A 17,400-nucleotide genomic window follows, 5' to 3' on the forward strand; every position below is an offset into this window, starting at 1 on the left:
AACACCTATCGGGAGCGCTGACCGCTGTCCCGGAACAGAATGTTGGGGGATGCCGTGAGGGTTTTCGGTTTGGCGGCGATAGCCTTGATTGCCGGGACGGCGGCGGCGCTGGCCGCCGAGCGCGGCCCCGATCCGTTCAGCCCCGGCCCCCGCGCCACGGCGGAGGCGAAGGCCGGCGACGCCAGGAAGGCCGAACCGAAACCGGAGGAACCCGTCCCGCCGCCGTCCGCCTCGAAGCCCGAGAAGTCCCCCCGCGAGAGGCTGATCGAGGAGTCGGTCCCCGGCGGCTGCCTGGACGGGAAGGTCTTCCTCATTCACGAGAAGACCGGGGCGAGGTTCCTCGTCTCGCCGAAGGACGCGGCAACGAACGCCGCAGCACAAATGTTGACATGTCAGAAATAATCCGACCGCCGGAGAACGGAGAGACGCGATGAGAACCAAAACGATACGGACCCTGGCGGCGGCGTTGCTCGCGGCGACCTCCCTGTCGGCCTGCGCCACGCCCCCCGCCGCCGAGCACCGCGACACGGTTCTCCAGGGCAACCTGCTGCCGCCGGAGGAGGAAGGCCGGGCGATCGCCAAGGAGCTGGCGATCTGGGAGCGCGTCCCCGCCGTCCGCGAGGTTGTGATCCCGTCCGACGCGATGACGCCCCGCGCCGTGTCGAACGCCCTTCCCCCAGCGGTGGCCTCGCAGCGGGTGGAGTTCGAGATCCTGCCCGGCCGCACGGTCGAGGACCTCGCGTTCCTGCTCGACGCCAAGGGGGTCCGCGTGACCTTCGACGATTCCGACGCCGAGCTGCGAAAGGTCAAGGTGCCGTTCCTCTCGCACGCCGGGACGCTGGGCGAGCTCGCGAGCCGCCTGGAGAACGGCGCGGACGTGACGATCGCCCCGGCGCAGGGCGGCGGGCTGATCCTGACGCGCGGCGTCCGCTGGTCGTTCCGCGCCCCGATCCAGCAGAAGGAGATGATGAAGGCCCTGTCCGAGGACATCGCCGCCATTGGCGCGAAGGACGTCCTGGTCAGCCCTAGGGCAGGCGAGATCATCTACACGGCGAGTCCGCGGGTGCAGCGCGACGTCGTCGGCCCGTTCCTGGAGCGGGCCCGCTCCAACCTCTCCGCCGTGACCCTCCAGGTCGCCTTGGTGACGGTCTCTGCCACCGCGAAGAACGACCGCGGGATCGACTGGGGCAGCCTGTCCGTGCAGGCGACCTCGAAGGGCCGCTTTGACGGCCAGTCCGCGAATTCCGGCTCGAAGCCCTCCGGCTCCGGTGGGACGGGTTCGGCCGAGACGACGGACTTCCCCGGACTGGACGGCAAGAAGCTGGCGGCGGGGCTGGCGGGCGTGGCGATGTCCGGCGCCATCCCGGTCGGCGGCGCGGTGATCGGCCTCTCCGGCATCGTCAAGTGGCTCGACACGATGGGGTCGGCGAAGTCGCGCCAGAACGTCGAGCTTTCGACTCTGTCCGGCGTGCCGGTGTCGATGCGTGACGGCGAGACCGTGCCCTACATCGCCAGCATCGGCGTCGCGAGCATCGGCACGACGAACGGCTCCGCCGGCTCCCAGCTTCTCGGGCAGACCCAGTCCGCACAGGCGGAGTCCGGGCTCAAGATCGAGTTCTCTCCCCGCTACGACGACGTGGCCGGGCTGGTGACGGTCGAGGTGGACATCACCGCCAAGACGATCGTCGAGATGATGAAGCTGGACGCGGGCAGCCAGGTCGGGACGATGACCCAGCCGCGCACGCAGGACCACGAGCTGAAGTCCACCTTCGCCCTCCAGGCTGGCGAGGTCGCCGTCGTGGACGGCACCCGCATCGCCCGGCTGACGAACGGCGCCGAAGGCCCGATGGGCGGGCTCCTGCTGCCGCACGAGACCGCCAACGGCCAGTCGCAGTCCCTTTTCGTCCTCGTCCGCCCGACCATCGTCCGCTTCGTCCCCGAGAACGCCAAGGGAGGGCGCTGAGATGCCCCGCACGTTCCTTGCGAAGCTCGGAGCGATGGCGTTCGGAATCACCCGCCCGTCCGTCCGCCCGAAGGACGACGCGACCTCGCTGCCGGTCGTCGCCCTCGCGGGCTGGATGCCTGGCGCGGCCCGGCAGGACGTTGTGGCCTACGTCAAGGGCGTGGCCGAAGAGGAGCTGACCGCGCACGACGCGTGCTGGTGGGCCGTGCATAAGGTCGGCGACGGCTGGGCCTGGGAGCTCCACGAAGGCGGGCCGGGGCGGGCCTTCATTCCGTCCGCCCTCGCCGCGTTCGGGCGCGGGGCCGAATCCGTGATCGTCCCGACGGCGACCCGCGACCTTCAGCTCAAGCCGAAGGGCGACGGCTTCGAGGACCTGCTGCTGACCGAGTCCGACCGCCGGAACCCCACCGAGGGCGTCGGCTATCTCGGCAAGCGGTGCCAGCCGCTCCGCACCCGGGGCGTGGCCTTCGCCGTGCTCGGGGCCGTCGCCCTGTCCGCCGGCATCGCCGTCCTCGCCGCCGGGGTCTTCCACCGGGAAGCCCTGCACGCCGAGGCGACGCGGGTCCATGGCAGGGCCGTCGCCGCCCGCGACGCGGGGGTGAAGCCCCTCGGCCCCGCCGAGATGGCCAAGCTGCCGCTGTCCCGGCTCGCCACCGTGCTCGCCGTTCCCGAAGACCAGTTCCTGGAGGCCCTCGTCTTCAAGGACGGAAAATGGGAGGTCCGCCTTGCGGCGCGACCGAAAGACGCGCCGAACACCGACGTCGATGCCAAGCAGCATCACCCCGCTCCCAAAAACTCCGCCCCCAAGAAGTAAGGAGAGGTTCTATGAACAGGATTTCCGGGATCGCCGTCGGCGTCGCCCTCGCCCTGTGCGGGGTCGTGGCCGGAGCGGGTGGCGCCGCCCTCTATCTGGCCCCTCCGCCAGCACCTCCGCCCGTTCCGTCCGTCCGGGCCTCGACCGCCGCCGAGGCCGACGCCTGCGTCGCGTCGGCCCGCTCGTCCGTCCCCGGCGTGACGGCGGCTCCCATCGACGGGAAGGTGGAGGTGCTCAACCCGACCCCGTCCTCGCCGGGCGAAGGCTGGCTGGCCGAAGCACAGTCGGCGATCCTCGCCTGCCCCGGCTGGACGATGGCCGAGTTCTGCGCCGGCCCCGCATGCACGCGACGCGACCAGACCGGAGGCTGGTGGGTCGTCATGACGCCGCCCGCCCGGTGAAATCCTGCGCCATATACGTGTTGACATGCAGACATTCCAGGGTTAGCGCTTAAGCAGCATTGATGGCCGGCTCGGCCACAACGAAGCGAAAGGGGAAGTTCGATGAAAGATTTGCTGATGGGCATCATGGCCCTTGTTGTCCTCACCCTCGTCGGCGCCGCCGGCGTGATGATCGGCGGGCCGATGCTGACCAGCTCGGCGGCGAAGGCCAACGCGGTCGAAGTTCACAGCAAGATGGCCCAACTCGCCGGTCTTGTGACGCTGTATCGCAGCGAGAAGGGGGCCCTGCCCGCCACCGGGACCATCAACTCGACTCACGCGCTGGTGACCGGAGGTTATCTGAAGTCCGCTCCGCTGCTGCCGACCGGCATCGCCTCCTCGGGCAACTTCTATTCGCTGACCGGAACGGCGGTGACCGCCACCGTCACCTCGCAGGACGTCTGCGACAGGATCGGCCTTCTCGGCGACGCGTCGATAACCTGCACCTGGACGATCGGGACGGGACCGGGCGCGGTGGCCTACGCATTCTAACCATCAAAACAGACCGGAGGGTGGTGGGTCGTCATGACGCCGCCGCGGCTGCAACGGAAGCGAAAGGGGAAGTTCGATGAAGGATTTGCTTATGGGTATTATGGCCCTGGTGGTTCTCACCCTCGTTGGCGCCGCCGGCGTGATGATCGGCGGGCCGATGCTGGCCAACTCGGCGGCAAAGGCCAACGTCGTCGAAGTTCACAGCAAGATGGCGCAGATTGCCGGTCTTGTGACGCTGTATCGCATCGAGAATGGAACTCTGCCTCCCGCTGGGATCATCAACTCGACGCACGCGCTGGTGACCGGAGGCTATCTGAAGGTCGCGCCGATGCTGCCGGCAGGCATCTCCTCTGCGGGCTTCTACACGCTAACTGCAACGACTGTGACCGCAATGATCACCTCGGAAGACCTCTGCGACAGGATTGGTCAGTTCGGAGATCTGGCGATGACCTGCTCATGGCCCGGCGGATGGACGATCGGGACGGGGCCGGGCCCGGCGACCTACACTTTTTGATCCTTCGGCATAGCCTGGCGGGTTCAGGAGCCGCGCCGAGCTTCCGGCGGCCCTTCGTCGTAAAGGTGTTTGGGAGGGAGCGGCATGTATCACTACGTCGTGTTGATGATGATCGGCGCCTCGGTCGCCGGCGCCACCTCATGGGGCGTCTACACCGCCGTCTCGGGGTCCGCGGCGCTGTCACGGGCGGAGCGGTCGGCGGCCGCGATGGACGGCGCCGCGCTGGCGGTGATGGCCTCCGCCTTCTCGGCGGGCGGCTCAGTGTCGCTGCCCGCCCCCGCCGCCGACGGCGGGCTTCCCGACTGGCTCGGGGTGCCGTCCCGCACGCCATGGGGGAAGCCCTTCCGCTACTGCCCCTACGGCGAAGGCACGGGCGGGGCCTCGATGACGGCCAACGGCTACGAGCTCGGCGTGCAGACGCTCGGCGGACGGACTTATGTCGTCTCGTCCGACGACCCGCCAGTGCCCGGGACGGGGTTCGTGCTCGTCTCCGGCCTTCCCGGCCAAGACGCCCCCGCCTGCTCGTCCGTAGCGTTCGCCGACGGCGTCTTCAGGGTTCCCGGCGGCAGAGCGGTCGGATTCCCCTTCCAGGCCCTGCGGCACCTCCGGGCAGGGGGAGGGACCATCCATCTCTCACCGGACGGGACGGGCGCCGGCGGCTCCTCGGCGGACCCGATGTCGCTCGCCGACGCGGCGGCTTGGTGGAAAACAGCGAGGCCCGCCGACGCCCGCTTCATTCTGTCCGCCGGCACCTACGCGCAGGCGGACTTCGGCACGGAGCGCCGGGGCGGCCGGCTGACCGTCAGCGGGACGGGGGCGAGCATCACCGGCAACCTCTCCGTCCCCGCTGACCTGTCGCTCTCCGGCGTGTCGGTGAGCGGCTCCCTCACTGTGCCGCCGGGCGTCTCGGCGGACATCTCCGGCGGCACGTTCGGGAGCTTGCAGGTCTACGGCGACGCGGTCCTCGACGGCGGCGCCTCCGTCGGCGTGCTCACCGCCGCGTCCGGAGGGCGGAGCGTCCTCTCGGCGGCCAGCGCCGTCACCGCGGAGGCGAGGACCGCCGGCACCGTCTCCGTCTCCGGGGCCGGATCGTCCGTGACGAACCTCTACGCCGACACGGGCGGACGGGCCACCGCGCAGAACGGTGCGGCCGCGGCCGTCCCTTCGGCGGGCAGCGGCGGCGTGGTCTGCACCTACGTCGAAGGCGCCTGGAGCTGCGTCAACGGGTGAGCCCCGAAACCTTGGCGCCCGGCGCTTGACGCCCTTCCTTGTGGTGTTAACATGCAGACAGTTATAAGCGCTTCGCTTTGAAGGGAGCTTGGCCGATGGGCAACCTGATCACGGGCATCATAGCCCTGTCCTTGACGGCCCTGCTCGGCGTCGCCGGGGCGACGATCTGGGGCGACGTCGCCCACGGCTCCCAGGCCCGGGCGAAAGCGACGGGCTACAGGAACTCCGCCGGGCAGATTCAGTCGGCGATAGACCTGTTCCGGTCACAGGAAGGTGGTTGGCCCGCGTCGATGGCCGAGCTGCGGACGCACGGATACCTCAAGACATCCGCTGCGGTCGAACCGTCCGCCGCTTGGGCCTTCGAGGAGGACTTTGTCGTCGTCTCGGGGGTCAGCCCCGAGGTCTGCCTCGCCCTGCTTGAGGAATCCGGCTGGACCGCGACGGGATGGAGCCGCTCGGCCGGCGTTCCGTCCTGCCCGACGGCGGCGACCTCCCCCTACCCGGGGTGCTGCAACCGCTGACGCACAAGTGTTGACATGCGGTTTTATCAACTATTGGAAATGGGGTATTGCGATGCGACTTGGAGAGGCTCTGATCGACAGGAGGCTGATCGCCCGCCAGGAGCTGGAGGCGGCGCTGGCCGAGCAGGCGATCACCGGCGAGCGGCTGGGGGCGGTCCTCGTACGCTCCGGTTTTCTCAAGCACGCCCAGCTCGTGAGCGTCCTGGCCGAGATCGCGCCGGAATCACTGATGCGTGAGAACGCGGCGGAGGTCAGGCCGGACTATGCGGAGCTTCACCGCGTCCGCACGATGATCGCCGCCGTGACCCCCGGCGAGCTGTTCGCCGCAACGCTGCGGAGCGAGCGCGAGGCCCGCCGGGTCCTGGAGCGGCACTATCCCGACCGGGCGATACGCTTCGTCCCGCTGTCCGCCGACCGCTACGTCGCCTTCATGCAGCGTCTCCGCCTGGCGGAGGGCGCCGTGGAGTTCGAGGCGGACGGAAACGGCGACCGCATCCTCGAAAACATCCTGTCGAAGGCCGTCGAGGCAGGGGCCTCGGACGTGCACGTCCATCCCGGCGAGCGTGCCTACATGGTCCGCGTCCGGCTCGACGGTCAGATGGTACGCGTCCGCACGGGCAGCCGCGAGGAGCACACCAAGCTGCTGTCCTGCATCAAAGACCGGGCGGGCATGGACATCGCCGAGACCCGGCGCCCCCAGGACGGCGGCTGGAGCGAGGAGCGCGGCGGGCGGAGCCTTTCCTACCGGGTGAACACCGTCCCGACGGTCGGCGGGGAGAAGGCGACGATACGAGTCCTCGACTCCGACCGGGCCAGCCCGACCCTCGCCGATCTCGGCATCACCCGGCTCGACGAGTGGCTGCGGGGGATGGTGTGGGACAACGGCCTCGTCCTGATCGCCGGCCCCACCGGGTCGGGCAAGACGACGACGCTGAACGCGACGCTGCGCAGCCCCGAGGCGGTGGACCGCTTCGGCCGCCAGGTCTACTCGGTGGAGGAGCCGGTCGAGTACCGCGTGCCCTTCGTGGACCAGGTCGCCGTGAACCCCGCCGTCGGGCTCGACTTCCCGTCCTCGATCAAGGCGTTCATGCGCGGCGACCCCGACATCATCATGCTGGGCGAGATCCGCGACCACGAGACGGCGACCAACGCCGTCCGGGCGGCGGAGACCGGCCACCTGGTGCTCGCGACCGTGCACGCCGGGTCGATCCTCCAGGTCGTCAACCGTCTCCGCAACATCGGCGTCGAGCCGCACAACCTCCGCCACCTGCTGCGCACCGTGATGGTGCAGCGGCTGGTCCGCAAAGTGTGCAAGGCGTGCGGCGGCGAGGGCTGCGTGGCCTGCCTCGGAACCGGCTACCGCGGCCGCACGGTGGTGTCGGAGGTGCAGTCCTTCTCGACACAAAGGGAGGTCGATCGGCTGCTCGCGGGAGAGAGCTGGTGGCCGACGATCGCGGAGGACGCGAAGGCCAAGCTGGCCTCCGGCGAGACGACCCCGGAGGAGATCGAGCGCCTGCTCGTCGCCTCCTCGGCGGACGAGTGAGGGCACCATGTTTCATCTCATCACGGCAATCGTCGCCATCGCCCTCGCCGCCATCCTCGGCACCGCCGGGCTGATGCTCATCAACCCGGACAAGCCCGTCGAGGCACGCGTCACGGAGGCGGCCCGCGCCGGCTTCACCGGGGCCCTCGCCTCGGCCTCCGCCTACCGCACCCTGACCGGCGCGAACCCGATCGGCCTCTCCGACCTCGCCGCCGCCGGCGGCATGGTCCCCCCGCCCTTCGACGGGCTGTCGTGGAGCGTGTCCGGAGGGCGTCTGTGCCTGTCCGGTTCCGTCCGCGAAACGGTCTGGTCGGGGTTGGAGAAGGCCGCTTCGACGCTTCCGTCCGGATACCGGGTGGGGACCTCGTGCGACGGCTCGGGGTCGAAGCCCGCTCAATGGCCAGCGGCGGTCGCCGCGTCGGCCCCGCTCTGAGGAGGACAGCATGGCTCTGTGGACCGTCTCCGTCTCGTCCGCCGGCGGCATCAGGAAGGTCAAGGTGCAGGCCGGCGACCGCGCCGCCGCCTTGAAGTCCGCCTCGTCGCACGGCCGCCCCCTCTCCGCGTCGCGGGACACCGGCGGGGGGCTGTTCTCCGCAGGCATGAGCGAGACCCAGCGGGCGATCTTCCTCGAACGCCTCGCCGCCCTTTCGGCCTCCCGCATCGGTGTGTCGAAGGCCCTTGAGGCGATGCGTGACACTATGCCCGGACGCGTCGGGCAGGCGGCGGGCCTCCTCCTGGAGTCGATGCGGTCGGGCATGGCCGTCCCCGCGGCTATGGAGGCCAACCCGAAGGACTTCCCCCGCGCCGTGGCGGCGATCGTCCGCGCCGGGATGGAGACGGGCAGCCTCGAAAAGGCGCTCCTGGACGCCGCCGAGTTCGAGCGGGCCTTCGGCGAGGTGCGGTCGGGCAGCGGCCGCGGGCTGATGCTCGCCGGCTTCAACATCGCGCTGGCGGGGACGCTCTGCGCCGGGGCCAAGCCCGCTATGGACATGCTGATGAGCCAGTTGCCCTTCGAGACCGCGAAGCCCGACGCCGACATCGCGATGCTGCTGTCCGTCTCAGAGTTCGTCGCCGGAGCCCTCGTCAGCTTGGCGGTCGGCTCGATCCTGCTGATGACCTTCCTCTGGCTGCTCGGCGGGATCGGCAAGCGCCTGTTCCCGCTGGCGGCGGACGCCCTCATCGTGCGCATTCCGTTCTACCGGGACATCGCGCTGTCGCTTCAGAACCACGTCTCGCTCTACCAGCTCAGCCTCCTGCTTCGGTCCGGCGTGCGTCTCGAATACGCCCTGACGCTGACCGCCGAAGCCGCCCCTCGCGGAGCCATGAAGCGCGACCTGCTGAAGGCCGCCGACGCGGTCCGCTCGGGCCGCCCCTGGGCCGAATGCCTGCGTTCGCTGCACGCCACCGACCGCCTCGCGGTGTCCGCCTCGTCAGACCGCGAGCGGATGGCGCACTCTCTCGAAGCCGTGTCCCGGCAGTACAAGTCGGCCTACGTCCGCCGCCTCGCTGCCGCCGTGCCGCTGATGAAGACCGTCGCCTTCCTGCTCATGGCCGGGGCCACGCTCATCGTCGGGTTCGAGACCACCGTGCCGCCGCTGCTGATGGTAAAGGCCGTCGGCGGGCTCTGACGCGCCATCCCGCGGCGACTGGTGTTGACATGCGGACGCTCATGCGCTCGACTGGCTCTCAGAGGATGTCCGTTGGACGCCCCTTTGGCTCCCACTACGTGGGTTCTTCGAATCCCACAAAGCGAGTGCTTCGCATCCCACTTCATGGGTTATTCGAATCCCGCAAAGCAGCCACTTGGAGGGCTTGCCCCCCCCGCCCGACGTCCGAGAGACGGCCTGGGGGCACCCGCTGGACGACATTCAAAGCACCCTAAAGGAGGACGTCATGGACACGAGACCTGCACCCGGAACCCCCGCCTACTTCGCCGGCCGCGCCGAAGCTTTCGCCATCATCCGGGAGCTTCAGGAGGCGGCGGACGACGTGAGCCGCGCCTTCGACGTGTACGAAGTCGCCGCCTGGGACACCGCGTACGAGACCTTCGATGGCACCTTCGATCAGTTCGTCGAGCGCCGGGGCGCCCAGCTCCACGCCGCCGACGAACGCTACGAAGAGGCCCTGGGCCGTGCGCGGAGCCATCCGGCCGTCCGCGAGATCCTCGCAGCCCAGGGGCGGGAAGGGCTGCTGAAGGACTGGCTGCTCGCCGCCTGATCCCGCTGCCGTTTCGTCGCCGTCTAAGGAGTTCATGATGTCCCGTGTCACCCCATCACCACACATGCACCGCGCCCGGCAGGTCGTCGAGGAATCCCTCGCGGGACTGACCGCGAAGCCGCCGGTCGGCTACCGGGCCGAGACCTCTCAGTTCTCCTGTCCGCACTGGCAGGCGGAGCTGGCCCTCTGGGTCCGGGTTCTCGCCGCAGGGCTGTCCGTCGGCATCACGGAGACCTCAATGCGCGACGTCGGCGATGACGGACGGATGCTCTGCACGGAGGACGGCCGCCCGCGGATCGCCATCCGGGCGGACGGCCAGCACCTCGACGGGGCCTTCTGCCTCGCTTCCGACGAAGGGCGGATCGCCGCCGGGGTCCACCGCTCCGTCGTGACCCTCCGGCTGCTCGGCGCCGAGCTTGCCCGGCGTTCCCTCCCCTGGCTCCGGCGGAGGCTGTCTCCCCCGGACACGCCGACGCTCGACGCGGCAGGCGTCCTCTTCGCCTCGGCGGGGGCAGCCATGATCGGGCTGCTGCGGCCCGAGGACGACTTCGACGGACGCATGAAGCTGTCCCGGCTCGCCGCTGATGGGGCCGACATGGAGAGGTCCGTCCGTCTCGCCGCCGACGCCCTGTCGCTCGCCTTGTCGGTCGCCGAGCCGATCGTCGAACCCGTCCGTCCGCTCCCGCTGGCCGGCAGGCTGGACGGAGAGCCTCCGGCCTTGACCCTGCACGCCCCCTGCCCCGCCCTGCTGTCGGCGTTCCGCGAGGCGTTCGACGGCGTCAGCGGTGTCGCGGTGACCGACGGCGACATCCTCGACACCGGGTGCGCGGCGATCGTGTCTCCCGCCAACTCCTTCGGCTTCATGGACGGCGGGCTGGACATAGCCCTCGCCCGGAGGTTCGGGTGGGGGGTGGCCGAAGCCGTGCAGCAGGAGATCATGGCCCGCCCGCTCGGCGAGCTCCTCGTCGGCGAGGCCGTGGTCGTCCCGACGCGCGACAGCACCGTCCGCTGGCTCATCGCCGCCCCCACCATGCGGGCGCCCGAGCCGCTGCGGACGACGGTGAATTCTTATCTCGCGATGAAGTCGGTCGCCCTCGCCTGCCGCGGCTTCGGCATTCCGTCCGTCGCCTGCCCCGGACTCGGCACCGGGATCGGCGAGGTAAAGCCCCTCACGGCTGCCCGTCAGATGGCCCGGGCGTGGAGGGAATCCGCACTGTCCGAAGGCCGCTTCCCCGTCACTGTGCAAGAAGCCGCCGACCGGCACGACCTGCTGGCCCTCGGACGTGCATGATTGACGCATCTGTTGACATGCAACCAGCTTTGCGTTAGCCTCATCCACCTAGACGAAGCGGGGGATTCCATGACCGACGAGCAGAACGGCGCAGATGCAGCCTCGCCCCTGCGCGACATCGAGCTGACCCGCAACGAGCGGCTCTGCCTCGACCTGCGTGGGCCGAAGACGCCGTTCCAAGACCGCCTGTTCGCCCGCGAGCACATCCGCGACGTCGTCCGGGTCAACGGGCGCACCTTTTCGCGTCCCTCCGACGCCCTCGGCCGCTGGCTCGACCGCTGCGGGGGCAGCCGCCGACGCTGGCGGTGACATGGCAGCCGGGTTCGTCCTGAAGCCGCTCGGCGGCGTTGCCGCCCTGCTTGGACTCTTGTCGCTCGCCTGAAGCCGCATCGCAATCCGCTCACATCGACGAGATGATGCGAAGCGGTCTCCGCGACCGGCATGACGCCAGCCCGGGAACGGGGGATTTCGACCTTGGGCCACTCTCCTGGCACAGCACACGCAGCCGGAGAGAGCCATGGACATCAAGAACGAGATCGCGACCGCCCGCCGGGACGCAGCCGACATGATCGCCGCCGGCATGTTCCCCGTGTACATCGTGGTCGATGAGGACGGCGAGGACGTCGCGATCTACGCCACATCTGGACAGTCGATGAAAGGCATCCCGTCCTTCGCTGCGGCCTCCGCCGACGGCTGGCCAGAGGTCGTCCGGATCGAGGGCGACGCGGGCCGTGCGGTCGCCCATCTCGTCAACTGAGCGTCGCCTTGCGGCTTCCGCAATTGGAAGAAGGGAACGCCGGGCTGGGCTGGAACGCCCTTCCCGGCTTCAGGCCAGCGTCGGTCTGCATGCCCGCCCGATAGGTGTTGACATGCGGATTGTTTTTGCCACGGGCTTCGCTGTGCGCTATCCATAAGAGAGAAACAACCCGCCCAGACCGGGCGGCAGTCCTAAGCAGATGTTGGCATGTCAGGTCTTGTTTAATTGCACATCTGCGGGATGCCAATTGTCGGCGGACGGACTTTAAAGGAGGAGAACGCAGCATGGCGAACGTGTTCATCACGAAAATGGACGAGGTGCCGGGCAGGCCGGTGGTCAGGCTTTTGAGGCCGATAACCGTGGCCGTCGTCGTCAACCGCAACTTCGCCCGGGACTGGTGGGACTCGAAGGTCAAGAGCTTCGTCGGCGGGAACTCGACGGCCAACGCCGACTACGTCGAAGACTGGATCGAGGGCCGTGAGGGCTGCCTGCTCGAAAAGCTCCAGGACAAGGCGGCAGCGTTCGGCGCCAACGCCGTGCTGCGGCTTGAAATCTCCCCCTCCCCTTTCATGGAGAAGGGCATGCAGTTGATCATGGCCACCGGCGAAGCCGTGATCATCGCTTCAGAGCCTTTGACCAATGACGCCCTCCCCTGCCCCGACCCGCGATAGAAAAATGACCCGCCGCAAGGGACTCACCCCCGACGGTGCCCTGACCTTGGGCGTCGTCGCCTTCACCGCCGGGGCGGCCTGCCTTTTCCTGGCGTTGCTCCCTCCGTCCACCGGGGTCTCCGGCGACGATCCCAACGCCGCCGTCGCGCGGTTGGTGGTGGAGTCCGTCCGTTCCAAGGCATGGCCCCCGACGATGGTCGCCCACGACTGGTCTGCGGCCCGTGCCGACGGCACGGTAGAGGTGGGCGTCGTGCAGGAGTCGAAAGCCCCCGGCGGAAGCGTCCGCAAGGCTCCCGCCTTGCTCCCGGTCAGCGCCCCGCCCTCCGTCCTCGCCGACGGCATGGTCGGCGCCGCCAAGCGGCACGTGCAGGCCGTCCTCGTCCAGCGTTGCGGGGACGACGGCAGGTGCGGCCCGCTCGCCGTCGAAGATGTCCGCTTCAAGTCCGCGGACGCCGCCGAGGCACTGGCCCCGGAAGGGTCGATCCGCCGCACGCTGCTGGAGAAGGGGAAGGAGAAGCTCTCGGAGAAGCTCGACGGGGTGCTGAAGAGGTAGCTTGAGCGGCGTCCGCTAGGCTCCCACGAAGTGCGTTTAGCACATCCCGCCTTGTGGTTTCTGCGAATCCCGCTGTGCGGGTGCCTTGCATCCCGCGCCGTGGGTTAATGGCCTCCCACTTCGGTGTTCGGACGGCTCCCGCGTGTCGCTGCCCTCGATGCCCACCAGACGGGCCAAGGGCATCCCCAGTTGTGCATGTTTAGCCTCCCGCCTGATGGCTGCTTGGGTGCAGCACGAGTGTCATCTATGCATCCCGCCATGTGCAGTCGGTCACGCCCACGGCGTGCCGGGATCGGCTCCCGGGATGCGTGCACCGGCATCCCAGGCAGTGCCTTCGCAGCCACCCGTCCGCTGTGCTCGGTGCTGACCGACAGGATGCGTTTCAGAATCCCATACAGCGTTGCCTTCGTCCCCGTACGGCTCCCCCATCACGTCCCACAGACGGGCTGAAGGCATCCGGCATCGTCCCGCTCCGTGCGTCGGCGGCTCCCTGTCGGTGTCCTATTGGGAGCCAACCCAAATCCCGCGCCCCTACCCTCCGGCTCCCTGAAGGCTCCCGCGTCGGCCCGGAGCTTGACGGTTTCCTCCCATCGTGTTATGGGAGGCGTAACCGGCCGGAGGAGCGCCGGGGGTTGGGGGGCGACCGTGCAGAACGCAGAAGACAAAGCCGGGGCGAAGAAGAAGCCGAGGACGGCTGGCCTCGATGCAACTCGGATCGCCGAGACGCGGATTCAGGGAAAGTCGTACCAGGAGATCGCCGACGGCTTCGGCGTGACCCGCCAAGCCGTGCAGTTCGCGTTGAAGAAGCTGGAGACCGAGGCCGCGGCCCTGTCCGGCGAGGGGCTTTCCGTCCGTGCGGTCGCCAACCGCCTCGGGGTCACACCCGCGGTCGCGCAGCACGCGCTGAACGGGTTCGGCGCCGTGCCGCTGGCAAAGGACGGACGGAGCCGCCGGTCGGAGTGGCAGTCGGAAGCCGTCAGGCTCGCCTCCGAGGGCATGGACCCCGCCGAGGTGGCGGCGAAGGTCGGGCGGTCGGAGGATCACGTCCGACGCGTCGTCCGCGATGCGGGTGTCGCCCTCTCCCGCCGGGCCAGCGACGAGGACCGGGACGAGATCCTGCGGCTTCGGGGCGAGGGCCTGATCTACCGCGAGATCGCGGAGCGGACGGGCTGGTCGCATGCCATGGTCGAGAAGGTCTGCCACGAGGCCGGGCTGCAAGGCACGTCGAAGTCCCGTCGCAAGAGGGCGGTCACCGAAGAGGACGAGCGCGAGATCCTGCGCCTTGCCGACGAGAACCTCTCCCAGGCCGAGATCGCCCGGCGAACAGGTTGGAGCCAGTCGCTCGTGTCCAAGGTCATCCGCCACGCCTTCTCGACGCCCGGCGAGTAATCCGTCAACAACCCGCTGGGCATGGCACAGCCTGGTAGGCTCTGCCTGGCGGGCATCTTGCGGGCTCCCACATAGCGTCCATACGCCGTCACCGTGGTGTCGTCGCCAACGCCCGGCGAGTGTCCTCCGGGGAACCCGGGTCATCCATGTTTGCGGCATCTATCTGTTGTCATGTCATCTCTTGTTGCGCTTGAATGCTGGCACTTATATGCTTTGCCAAACAACACCGTTTCAAAGGAGATGCGTCATGAGCAACAAGGGAATCACGAGACTGGCTGCGGTCGCCCTGCTGGCGGGAAGCCTCACCGCCTGCGTCGGAAGCGGACAGGGAATGGGCGGACGGAACGCCAATGCGGACGGATTGTCGCTGTTCGGCGGGCAGTCCGCCGGGGCTGGCGGCGGTCGTCCGGCTTCGGGCATGTTCGCGACCCAGCACCAGGTCTCGCCGGAGACGGTCGAGACGTTCAAGTCCGATCTCATCCGCATCGGGCACACCGAGGCAGAGGCGGAGGCGGCGATAGGCGCCGCCTCGAAGGCGATCCATCTGTTCGAGACCGGCAGCAGCAGGACCAACAGGAACGCCTCCGTGACCGACGTCTGCGGCTCCTACAGCGGCGCCTCGGCGGACTGGGCGGTCGGCAAGGGCGCCGGGGTCATCGTCGTGTGCAGCACGGGCTTCTCCGGTTCAGCCGAGCTGCACGTCGGCAAGAAGGAAGGCAAGCGCTACCGCGTCGGCCAGCTCGGGACGGTCAGCCAGCACTCCGTCCGCGGCGGCACCCGCACGATGATCGGGCTGGGCGGTTTGAAGACCGAGAGCTCGTTCTACTGGGACTACAAGCCCGGCAAGTGACGGCAAATGTGTTGACATGCCATCTATTGTCGGCTATGGTGGCGATCGTGGGGAAGGCAAAGCGACAGCCCCTTTCCGTCGATCCAAGCGAACACTGGGCCGCCTCATGGCGGCCTTTCTTTTTCCTATCCGACGACGGTGCGGCGTCCGCCGTCCGCTTGGTAAGCGCCTGCTTGGCTCCCACTCCGTGGGTGTTCAGCATCCCGCAAAGCGGGTGTGATGCATCCCACTTTGTGGGTTCCTCGAATCCCGCAAAGCGGAATCCACGAATCCCACTCCGTGGGTGCGTTGCATCCCGCTCAGCGCGACAAGCGCACCCGTCGAGTGCATGCGCTGAATCCCACGCTGCACGCCGCCCAGCTCCCGGCCGGTGCTCCTTCGAGTCGTTCAGTGGCCGTCACCCGTACCGAAGCAAGGACGACGCCTGCCCGGGAAGGGGGACGGTGAAGCGGGGTGCAGAATTGCGTCAGCCGCCCATCCGAGCGGCCACACGGTTCAATTTTCAAAGGAGGACAGAATGGCAGTGAAGTGGGAACGCAACCCCGGCGACATCGCCTGGGTTCTCGATGATCGGGAGGCCAGACGCCTGCTGGCGGCCTTCGCCCTTGTGCGTCGCTTTATCCCGGCCTATGAGGGCTGGCGCCTTGGCTTTGAGGAGTTTTTCATCCGACGGGGCAAGGCGGTCACCGCCCAGGCCCTCGACAGTCTTAACCGCCACCTGCGGCGGAAGGGCTGGCCCGAGGTGGAGTTCACCGAGACAGCCCCCGGATGGGGGCATCACCTGTCCCCTTGCGGGTCGCGGGAGGACATGTTGCAGAAACTTCAGCGTCTGGCCCCTTCCGTCCTTGCCGAGATCGCAGCGGGCGATGATACCGGCGAGGAAACGGCCTGCTCCCAGCCCGAGGTGGAGGCCGATTTCGAATGCATCCGGCACACCTCGCCCGGCCTTGACCGCCCGACGATTGAGGCCCTGATCTCGCACGCCCCTGACACTGCGACGGAGGTCTGGCTGCGGGCCTACCTTCCCATGACTGCTCCGGCATGATGGGTGGTCGCCGTTCGGTCGCCATGCATGCGTCCGCGTGGCTCCCACAGGGTGGGTGCTTCGCATCCCACTTTGTGGGTTCTTCGGATCCCGCTCTGCGGTCACACAGAATCCCGCATAGTGAAGCCTGCGGCACCCGCTCCGTGCGTTCTTCGCCTCCCGCAGAGGTGGCGATGGGATCCCGGCGTGCGTCCGCCTGACGCTTCGACAGCTCCTCCCCGGCACCCGTCTACGGCTGCGTTCTACTGGCGGGACTTGCCGCGGCCGCCGTACAGGCGGCTCCAAAGTTCGTCGGTCTCGGTCAGGACGAAGCTGCCGCCGGCGGACATGCCTGTCATCGGTCCAGAGACCCGAAGCCCTTCGGGTCAGGCGCGGCCTGAAAGGCTGTGCCATGATCGCCGCCAGGGCGGACATGCCATGTCAGGCATAGCCTGCCAAGGCTGTGCCATCTCCCCCTGGGTCTGGCGGGGCAGGGCGTCCCATGTTCTCTCGTCCATCCCCATCGGGCACAGCGTGGCGAGCCTGGCCTGCGCGATGGCGACCGCGGCCTCAAGGGTGCCGCCGCCGGCCTCGACGTTGCCGCGGACGGACTCGACCTCACGGCGGGGCAGGGTGAGCCGCAGGCGGAACAGGCGGAACGCGACGCCGTCAGACTGGCCCTGCCGCTTCGCCAGCTCTGGGAGGGCGTATCGGACCATGGCACAGCCTTGGCAGGCTATGCCTGACCCGAAGGGCTTCGGGTCTCTGGACCGATGACACGGCATCCCCAGCAGACCGGCGAGCACCCGTTCGGCCTCCTCGCGGCTGCCCAGCGGCATTCCCTCCGGCTGGCCGAGGACATGGCACAGCCTTTCAGGCCGTGCCTGACAGGCATGCCCCCCCCGAAACAGGATGTTGGGGATGAACCCGGTTCCGCCGGAGGGCAGGGGGCGCTCGGCGATCACGATCGCAGAGGCTCACGCCCCTGCATCGGCGGAGCCGATTCTTTCCAATGCGTGTGCCATGTCTTCGATGAGCTTCCACTTGTAGTGCTTCAAGCCCTGCATGCCAGCAGGCAGAGCCTGCAAGGCTGTGCCATCAGCACCGGCGACACGTCCCGCATCTCCCGGT

At 68.7% G+C, this 17,400-nt stretch carries 21 protein-coding genes; 20 read left to right on the top strand and 1 reads right to left on the bottom strand.

Annotation, left to right across the window (positions count from 1 at the left end):
• The first annotated feature begins 69 nt into the window (after positions 1–69).
• The 20 genes from TSO5_RS16315 to TSO5_RS16410 all read left to right on the top strand — a co-directional run bounded on the left by TSO5_RS16315 (position 70) and on the right by TSO5_RS16410 (position 16,290).
• On the top strand, positions 70–402 hold the full coding sequence (locus tag TSO5_RS16315; protein ID WP_146203766.1) for a hypothetical protein: 333 nt from the start codon (positions 70–72) through the stop codon (positions 400–402).
• 28 nt (positions 403–430) lie between these two features.
• Positions 431–1,963, top strand: a complete 1,533-nt coding sequence (locus TSO5_RS16320) for a hypothetical protein (RefSeq protein WP_109152533.1) — start codon at positions 431–433, stop codon at positions 1,961–1,963.
• Between the two features lies 1 nt (position 1,964).
• Positions 1,965–2,777: a hypothetical protein gene (locus TSO5_RS16325; RefSeq protein WP_109152534.1), complete on the top strand. Its 813-nt coding sequence runs from the start codon at positions 1,965–1,967 to the stop codon at positions 2,775–2,777.
• Between the two features lie 11 nt (positions 2,778–2,788).
• Positions 2,789–3,178: a hypothetical protein gene (locus TSO5_RS16330; RefSeq protein WP_109152535.1), complete on the top strand. Its 390-nt coding sequence runs from the start codon at positions 2,789–2,791 to the stop codon at positions 3,176–3,178.
• 102 nt (positions 3,179–3,280) lie between these two features.
• Entirely contained in the window at positions 3,281–3,709 is a 429-nt protein-coding gene (locus tag TSO5_RS16335) for a hypothetical protein (protein WP_109152536.1), read from the top strand.
• Positions 3,710–3,785: 76 nt separating this feature from the next.
• Positions 3,786–4,223: a hypothetical protein gene (locus tag TSO5_RS16340; protein ID WP_109152537.1), complete on the top strand. Its 438-nt coding sequence runs from the start codon at positions 3,786–3,788 to the stop codon at positions 4,221–4,223.
• 84 nt (positions 4,224–4,307) lie between these two features.
• Complete coding sequence (locus TSO5_RS32735) at positions 4,308–5,453, top strand: hypothetical protein (RefSeq protein WP_158282434.1); 1,146 nt, start codon at positions 4,308–4,310, stop codon at positions 5,451–5,453.
• Between the two features lie 95 nt (positions 5,454–5,548).
• Positions 5,549–5,974, top strand: coding sequence for a hypothetical protein (locus TSO5_RS16350; protein ID WP_109152538.1), 426 nt, complete (start codon positions 5,549–5,551; stop codon positions 5,972–5,974).
• Between the two features lie 52 nt (positions 5,975–6,026).
• Complete coding sequence (locus tag TSO5_RS16355; RefSeq protein WP_109152539.1) at positions 6,027–7,517, top strand: GspE/PulE family protein; 1,491 nt, start codon at positions 6,027–6,029, stop codon at positions 7,515–7,517.
• Positions 7,518–7,524: 7 nt separating this feature from the next.
• Positions 7,525–7,950, top strand: a complete 426-nt coding sequence (locus TSO5_RS16360) for a hypothetical protein (RefSeq protein ID WP_109152540.1) — start codon at positions 7,525–7,527, stop codon at positions 7,948–7,950.
• Positions 7,951–7,960: 10 nt separating this feature from the next.
• Positions 7,961–9,145 (top strand): type II secretion system F family protein, encoded by a 1,185-nt coding sequence (locus TSO5_RS16365; protein ID WP_109152541.1) that lies wholly within the window; start codon positions 7,961–7,963, stop codon positions 9,143–9,145.
• A 265-nt stretch (positions 9,146–9,410) separates the two neighbouring features.
• A complete protein-coding gene (locus TSO5_RS16370; RefSeq protein WP_109152542.1) occupies positions 9,411–9,734 on the top strand; it encodes a hypothetical protein in 324 nt (107 codons plus the stop codon).
• A 34-nt stretch (positions 9,735–9,768) separates the two neighbouring features.
• On the top strand, positions 9,769–11,025 hold the full coding sequence (locus TSO5_RS16375) for a macro domain-containing protein (protein WP_109152543.1): 1,257 nt from the start codon (positions 9,769–9,771) through the stop codon (positions 11,023–11,025).
• 69 nt (positions 11,026–11,094) lie between these two features.
• Positions 11,095–11,334 carry a hypothetical protein gene (locus tag TSO5_RS16380; protein ID WP_109152544.1) on the top strand — a complete coding sequence of 80 codons (240 nt, stop codon included), beginning with the start codon at positions 11,095–11,097 and terminating at the stop codon, positions 11,332–11,334.
• Positions 11,335–11,542: 208 nt separating this feature from the next.
• Positions 11,543–11,782 carry a hypothetical protein gene (locus TSO5_RS16385; RefSeq protein WP_109152545.1) on the top strand — a complete coding sequence of 80 codons (240 nt, stop codon included), beginning with the start codon at positions 11,543–11,545 and terminating at the stop codon, positions 11,780–11,782.
• A 284-nt stretch (positions 11,783–12,066) separates the two neighbouring features.
• On the top strand, positions 12,067–12,453 hold the full coding sequence (locus tag TSO5_RS16390) for a heavy metal-binding domain-containing protein (RefSeq protein WP_109152546.1): 387 nt from the start codon (positions 12,067–12,069) through the stop codon (positions 12,451–12,453).
• A 4-nt stretch (positions 12,454–12,457) separates the two neighbouring features.
• On the top strand, positions 12,458–13,006 hold the full coding sequence (locus tag TSO5_RS16395; RefSeq protein WP_109152547.1) for a hypothetical protein: 549 nt from the start codon (positions 12,458–12,460) through the stop codon (positions 13,004–13,006).
• 645 nt (positions 13,007–13,651) lie between these two features.
• On the top strand, positions 13,652–14,395 hold the full coding sequence (locus tag TSO5_RS16400; RefSeq protein ID WP_158282435.1) for a helix-turn-helix domain-containing protein: 744 nt from the start codon (positions 13,652–13,654) through the stop codon (positions 14,393–14,395).
• Between the two features lie 247 nt (positions 14,396–14,642).
• Positions 14,643–15,245, top strand: a complete 603-nt coding sequence (locus TSO5_RS16405) for a hypothetical protein (RefSeq protein ID WP_109152549.1) — start codon at positions 14,643–14,645, stop codon at positions 15,243–15,245.
• A 517-nt stretch (positions 15,246–15,762) separates the two neighbouring features.
• On the top strand, positions 15,763–16,290 hold the full coding sequence (locus TSO5_RS16410) for a hypothetical protein (protein ID WP_109152550.1): 528 nt from the start codon (positions 15,763–15,765) through the stop codon (positions 16,288–16,290).
• 365 nt (positions 16,291–16,655) lie between these two features.
• Here TSO5_RS16410 and TSO5_RS16415 read toward each other — a convergent pair whose 3' ends face one another.
• Positions 16,656–16,988 carry a hypothetical protein gene (locus TSO5_RS16415; RefSeq protein WP_146203768.1) on the bottom strand — a complete coding sequence of 111 codons (333 nt, stop codon included), beginning with the start codon at positions 16,986–16,988 and terminating at the stop codon, positions 16,656–16,658.
• Positions 16,989–17,400: the final 412 nt, after the last annotated feature.

Origin of the sequence: Azospirillum sp. TSO5 (genome assembly GCF_003116065.1) — a bacterium.
Taxonomy (GTDB): domain Bacteria; phylum Pseudomonadota; class Alphaproteobacteria; order Azospirillales; family Azospirillaceae; genus Azospirillum.

Coding starts and splice junctions, on each gene's coding strand:
- TSO5_RS16340 (WP_109152537.1), top strand. CDS start 3,786: ATGAAGGATTTGCTTATGGGTATTATGGCCCTGGTGGTTCTCACCCTC.
- TSO5_RS32735 (WP_158282434.1), top strand. CDS start 4,308: ATGTATCACTACGTCGTGTTGATGATGATCGGCGCCTCGGTCGCCGGC.
- TSO5_RS16330 (WP_109152535.1), top strand. CDS start 2,789: ATGAACAGGATTTCCGGGATCGCCGTCGGCGTCGCCCTCGCCCTGTGC.
- TSO5_RS16405 (WP_109152549.1), top strand. CDS start 14,643: ATGAGCAACAAGGGAATCACGAGACTGGCTGCGGTCGCCCTGCTGGCG.
- TSO5_RS16355 (WP_109152539.1), top strand. CDS start 6,027: ATGCGACTTGGAGAGGCTCTGATCGACAGGAGGCTGATCGCCCGCCAG.
- TSO5_RS16395 (WP_109152547.1), top strand. CDS start 12,458: ATGACCCGCCGCAAGGGACTCACCCCCGACGGTGCCCTGACCTTGGGC.
- TSO5_RS16370 (WP_109152542.1), top strand. CDS start 9,411: ATGGACACGAGACCTGCACCCGGAACCCCCGCCTACTTCGCCGGCCGC.
- TSO5_RS16350 (WP_109152538.1), top strand. CDS start 5,549: ATGGGCAACCTGATCACGGGCATCATAGCCCTGTCCTTGACGGCCCTG.
- TSO5_RS16415 (WP_146203768.1), bottom strand. CDS start 16,988: ATGGTCCGATACGCCCTCCCAGAGCTGGCGAAGCGGCAGGGCCAGTCT.
- TSO5_RS16335 (WP_109152536.1), top strand. CDS start 3,281: ATGAAAGATTTGCTGATGGGCATCATGGCCCTTGTTGTCCTCACCCTC.
- TSO5_RS16380 (WP_109152544.1), top strand. CDS start 11,095: ATGACCGACGAGCAGAACGGCGCAGATGCAGCCTCGCCCCTGCGCGAC.
- TSO5_RS16390 (WP_109152546.1), top strand. CDS start 12,067: ATGGCGAACGTGTTCATCACGAAAATGGACGAGGTGCCGGGCAGGCCG.
- TSO5_RS16320 (WP_109152533.1), top strand. CDS start 431: ATGAGAACCAAAACGATACGGACCCTGGCGGCGGCGTTGCTCGCGGCG.
- TSO5_RS16385 (WP_109152545.1), top strand. CDS start 11,543: ATGGACATCAAGAACGAGATCGCGACCGCCCGCCGGGACGCAGCCGAC.
- TSO5_RS16360 (WP_109152540.1), top strand. CDS start 7,525: ATGTTTCATCTCATCACGGCAATCGTCGCCATCGCCCTCGCCGCCATC.
- TSO5_RS16375 (WP_109152543.1), top strand. CDS start 9,769: ATGATGTCCCGTGTCACCCCATCACCACACATGCACCGCGCCCGGCAG.
- TSO5_RS16365 (WP_109152541.1), top strand. CDS start 7,961: ATGGCTCTGTGGACCGTCTCCGTCTCGTCCGCCGGCGGCATCAGGAAG.
- TSO5_RS16325 (WP_109152534.1), top strand. CDS start 1,965: ATGCCCCGCACGTTCCTTGCGAAGCTCGGAGCGATGGCGTTCGGAATC.
- TSO5_RS16410 (WP_109152550.1), top strand. CDS start 15,763: ATGGCAGTGAAGTGGGAACGCAACCCCGGCGACATCGCCTGGGTTCTC.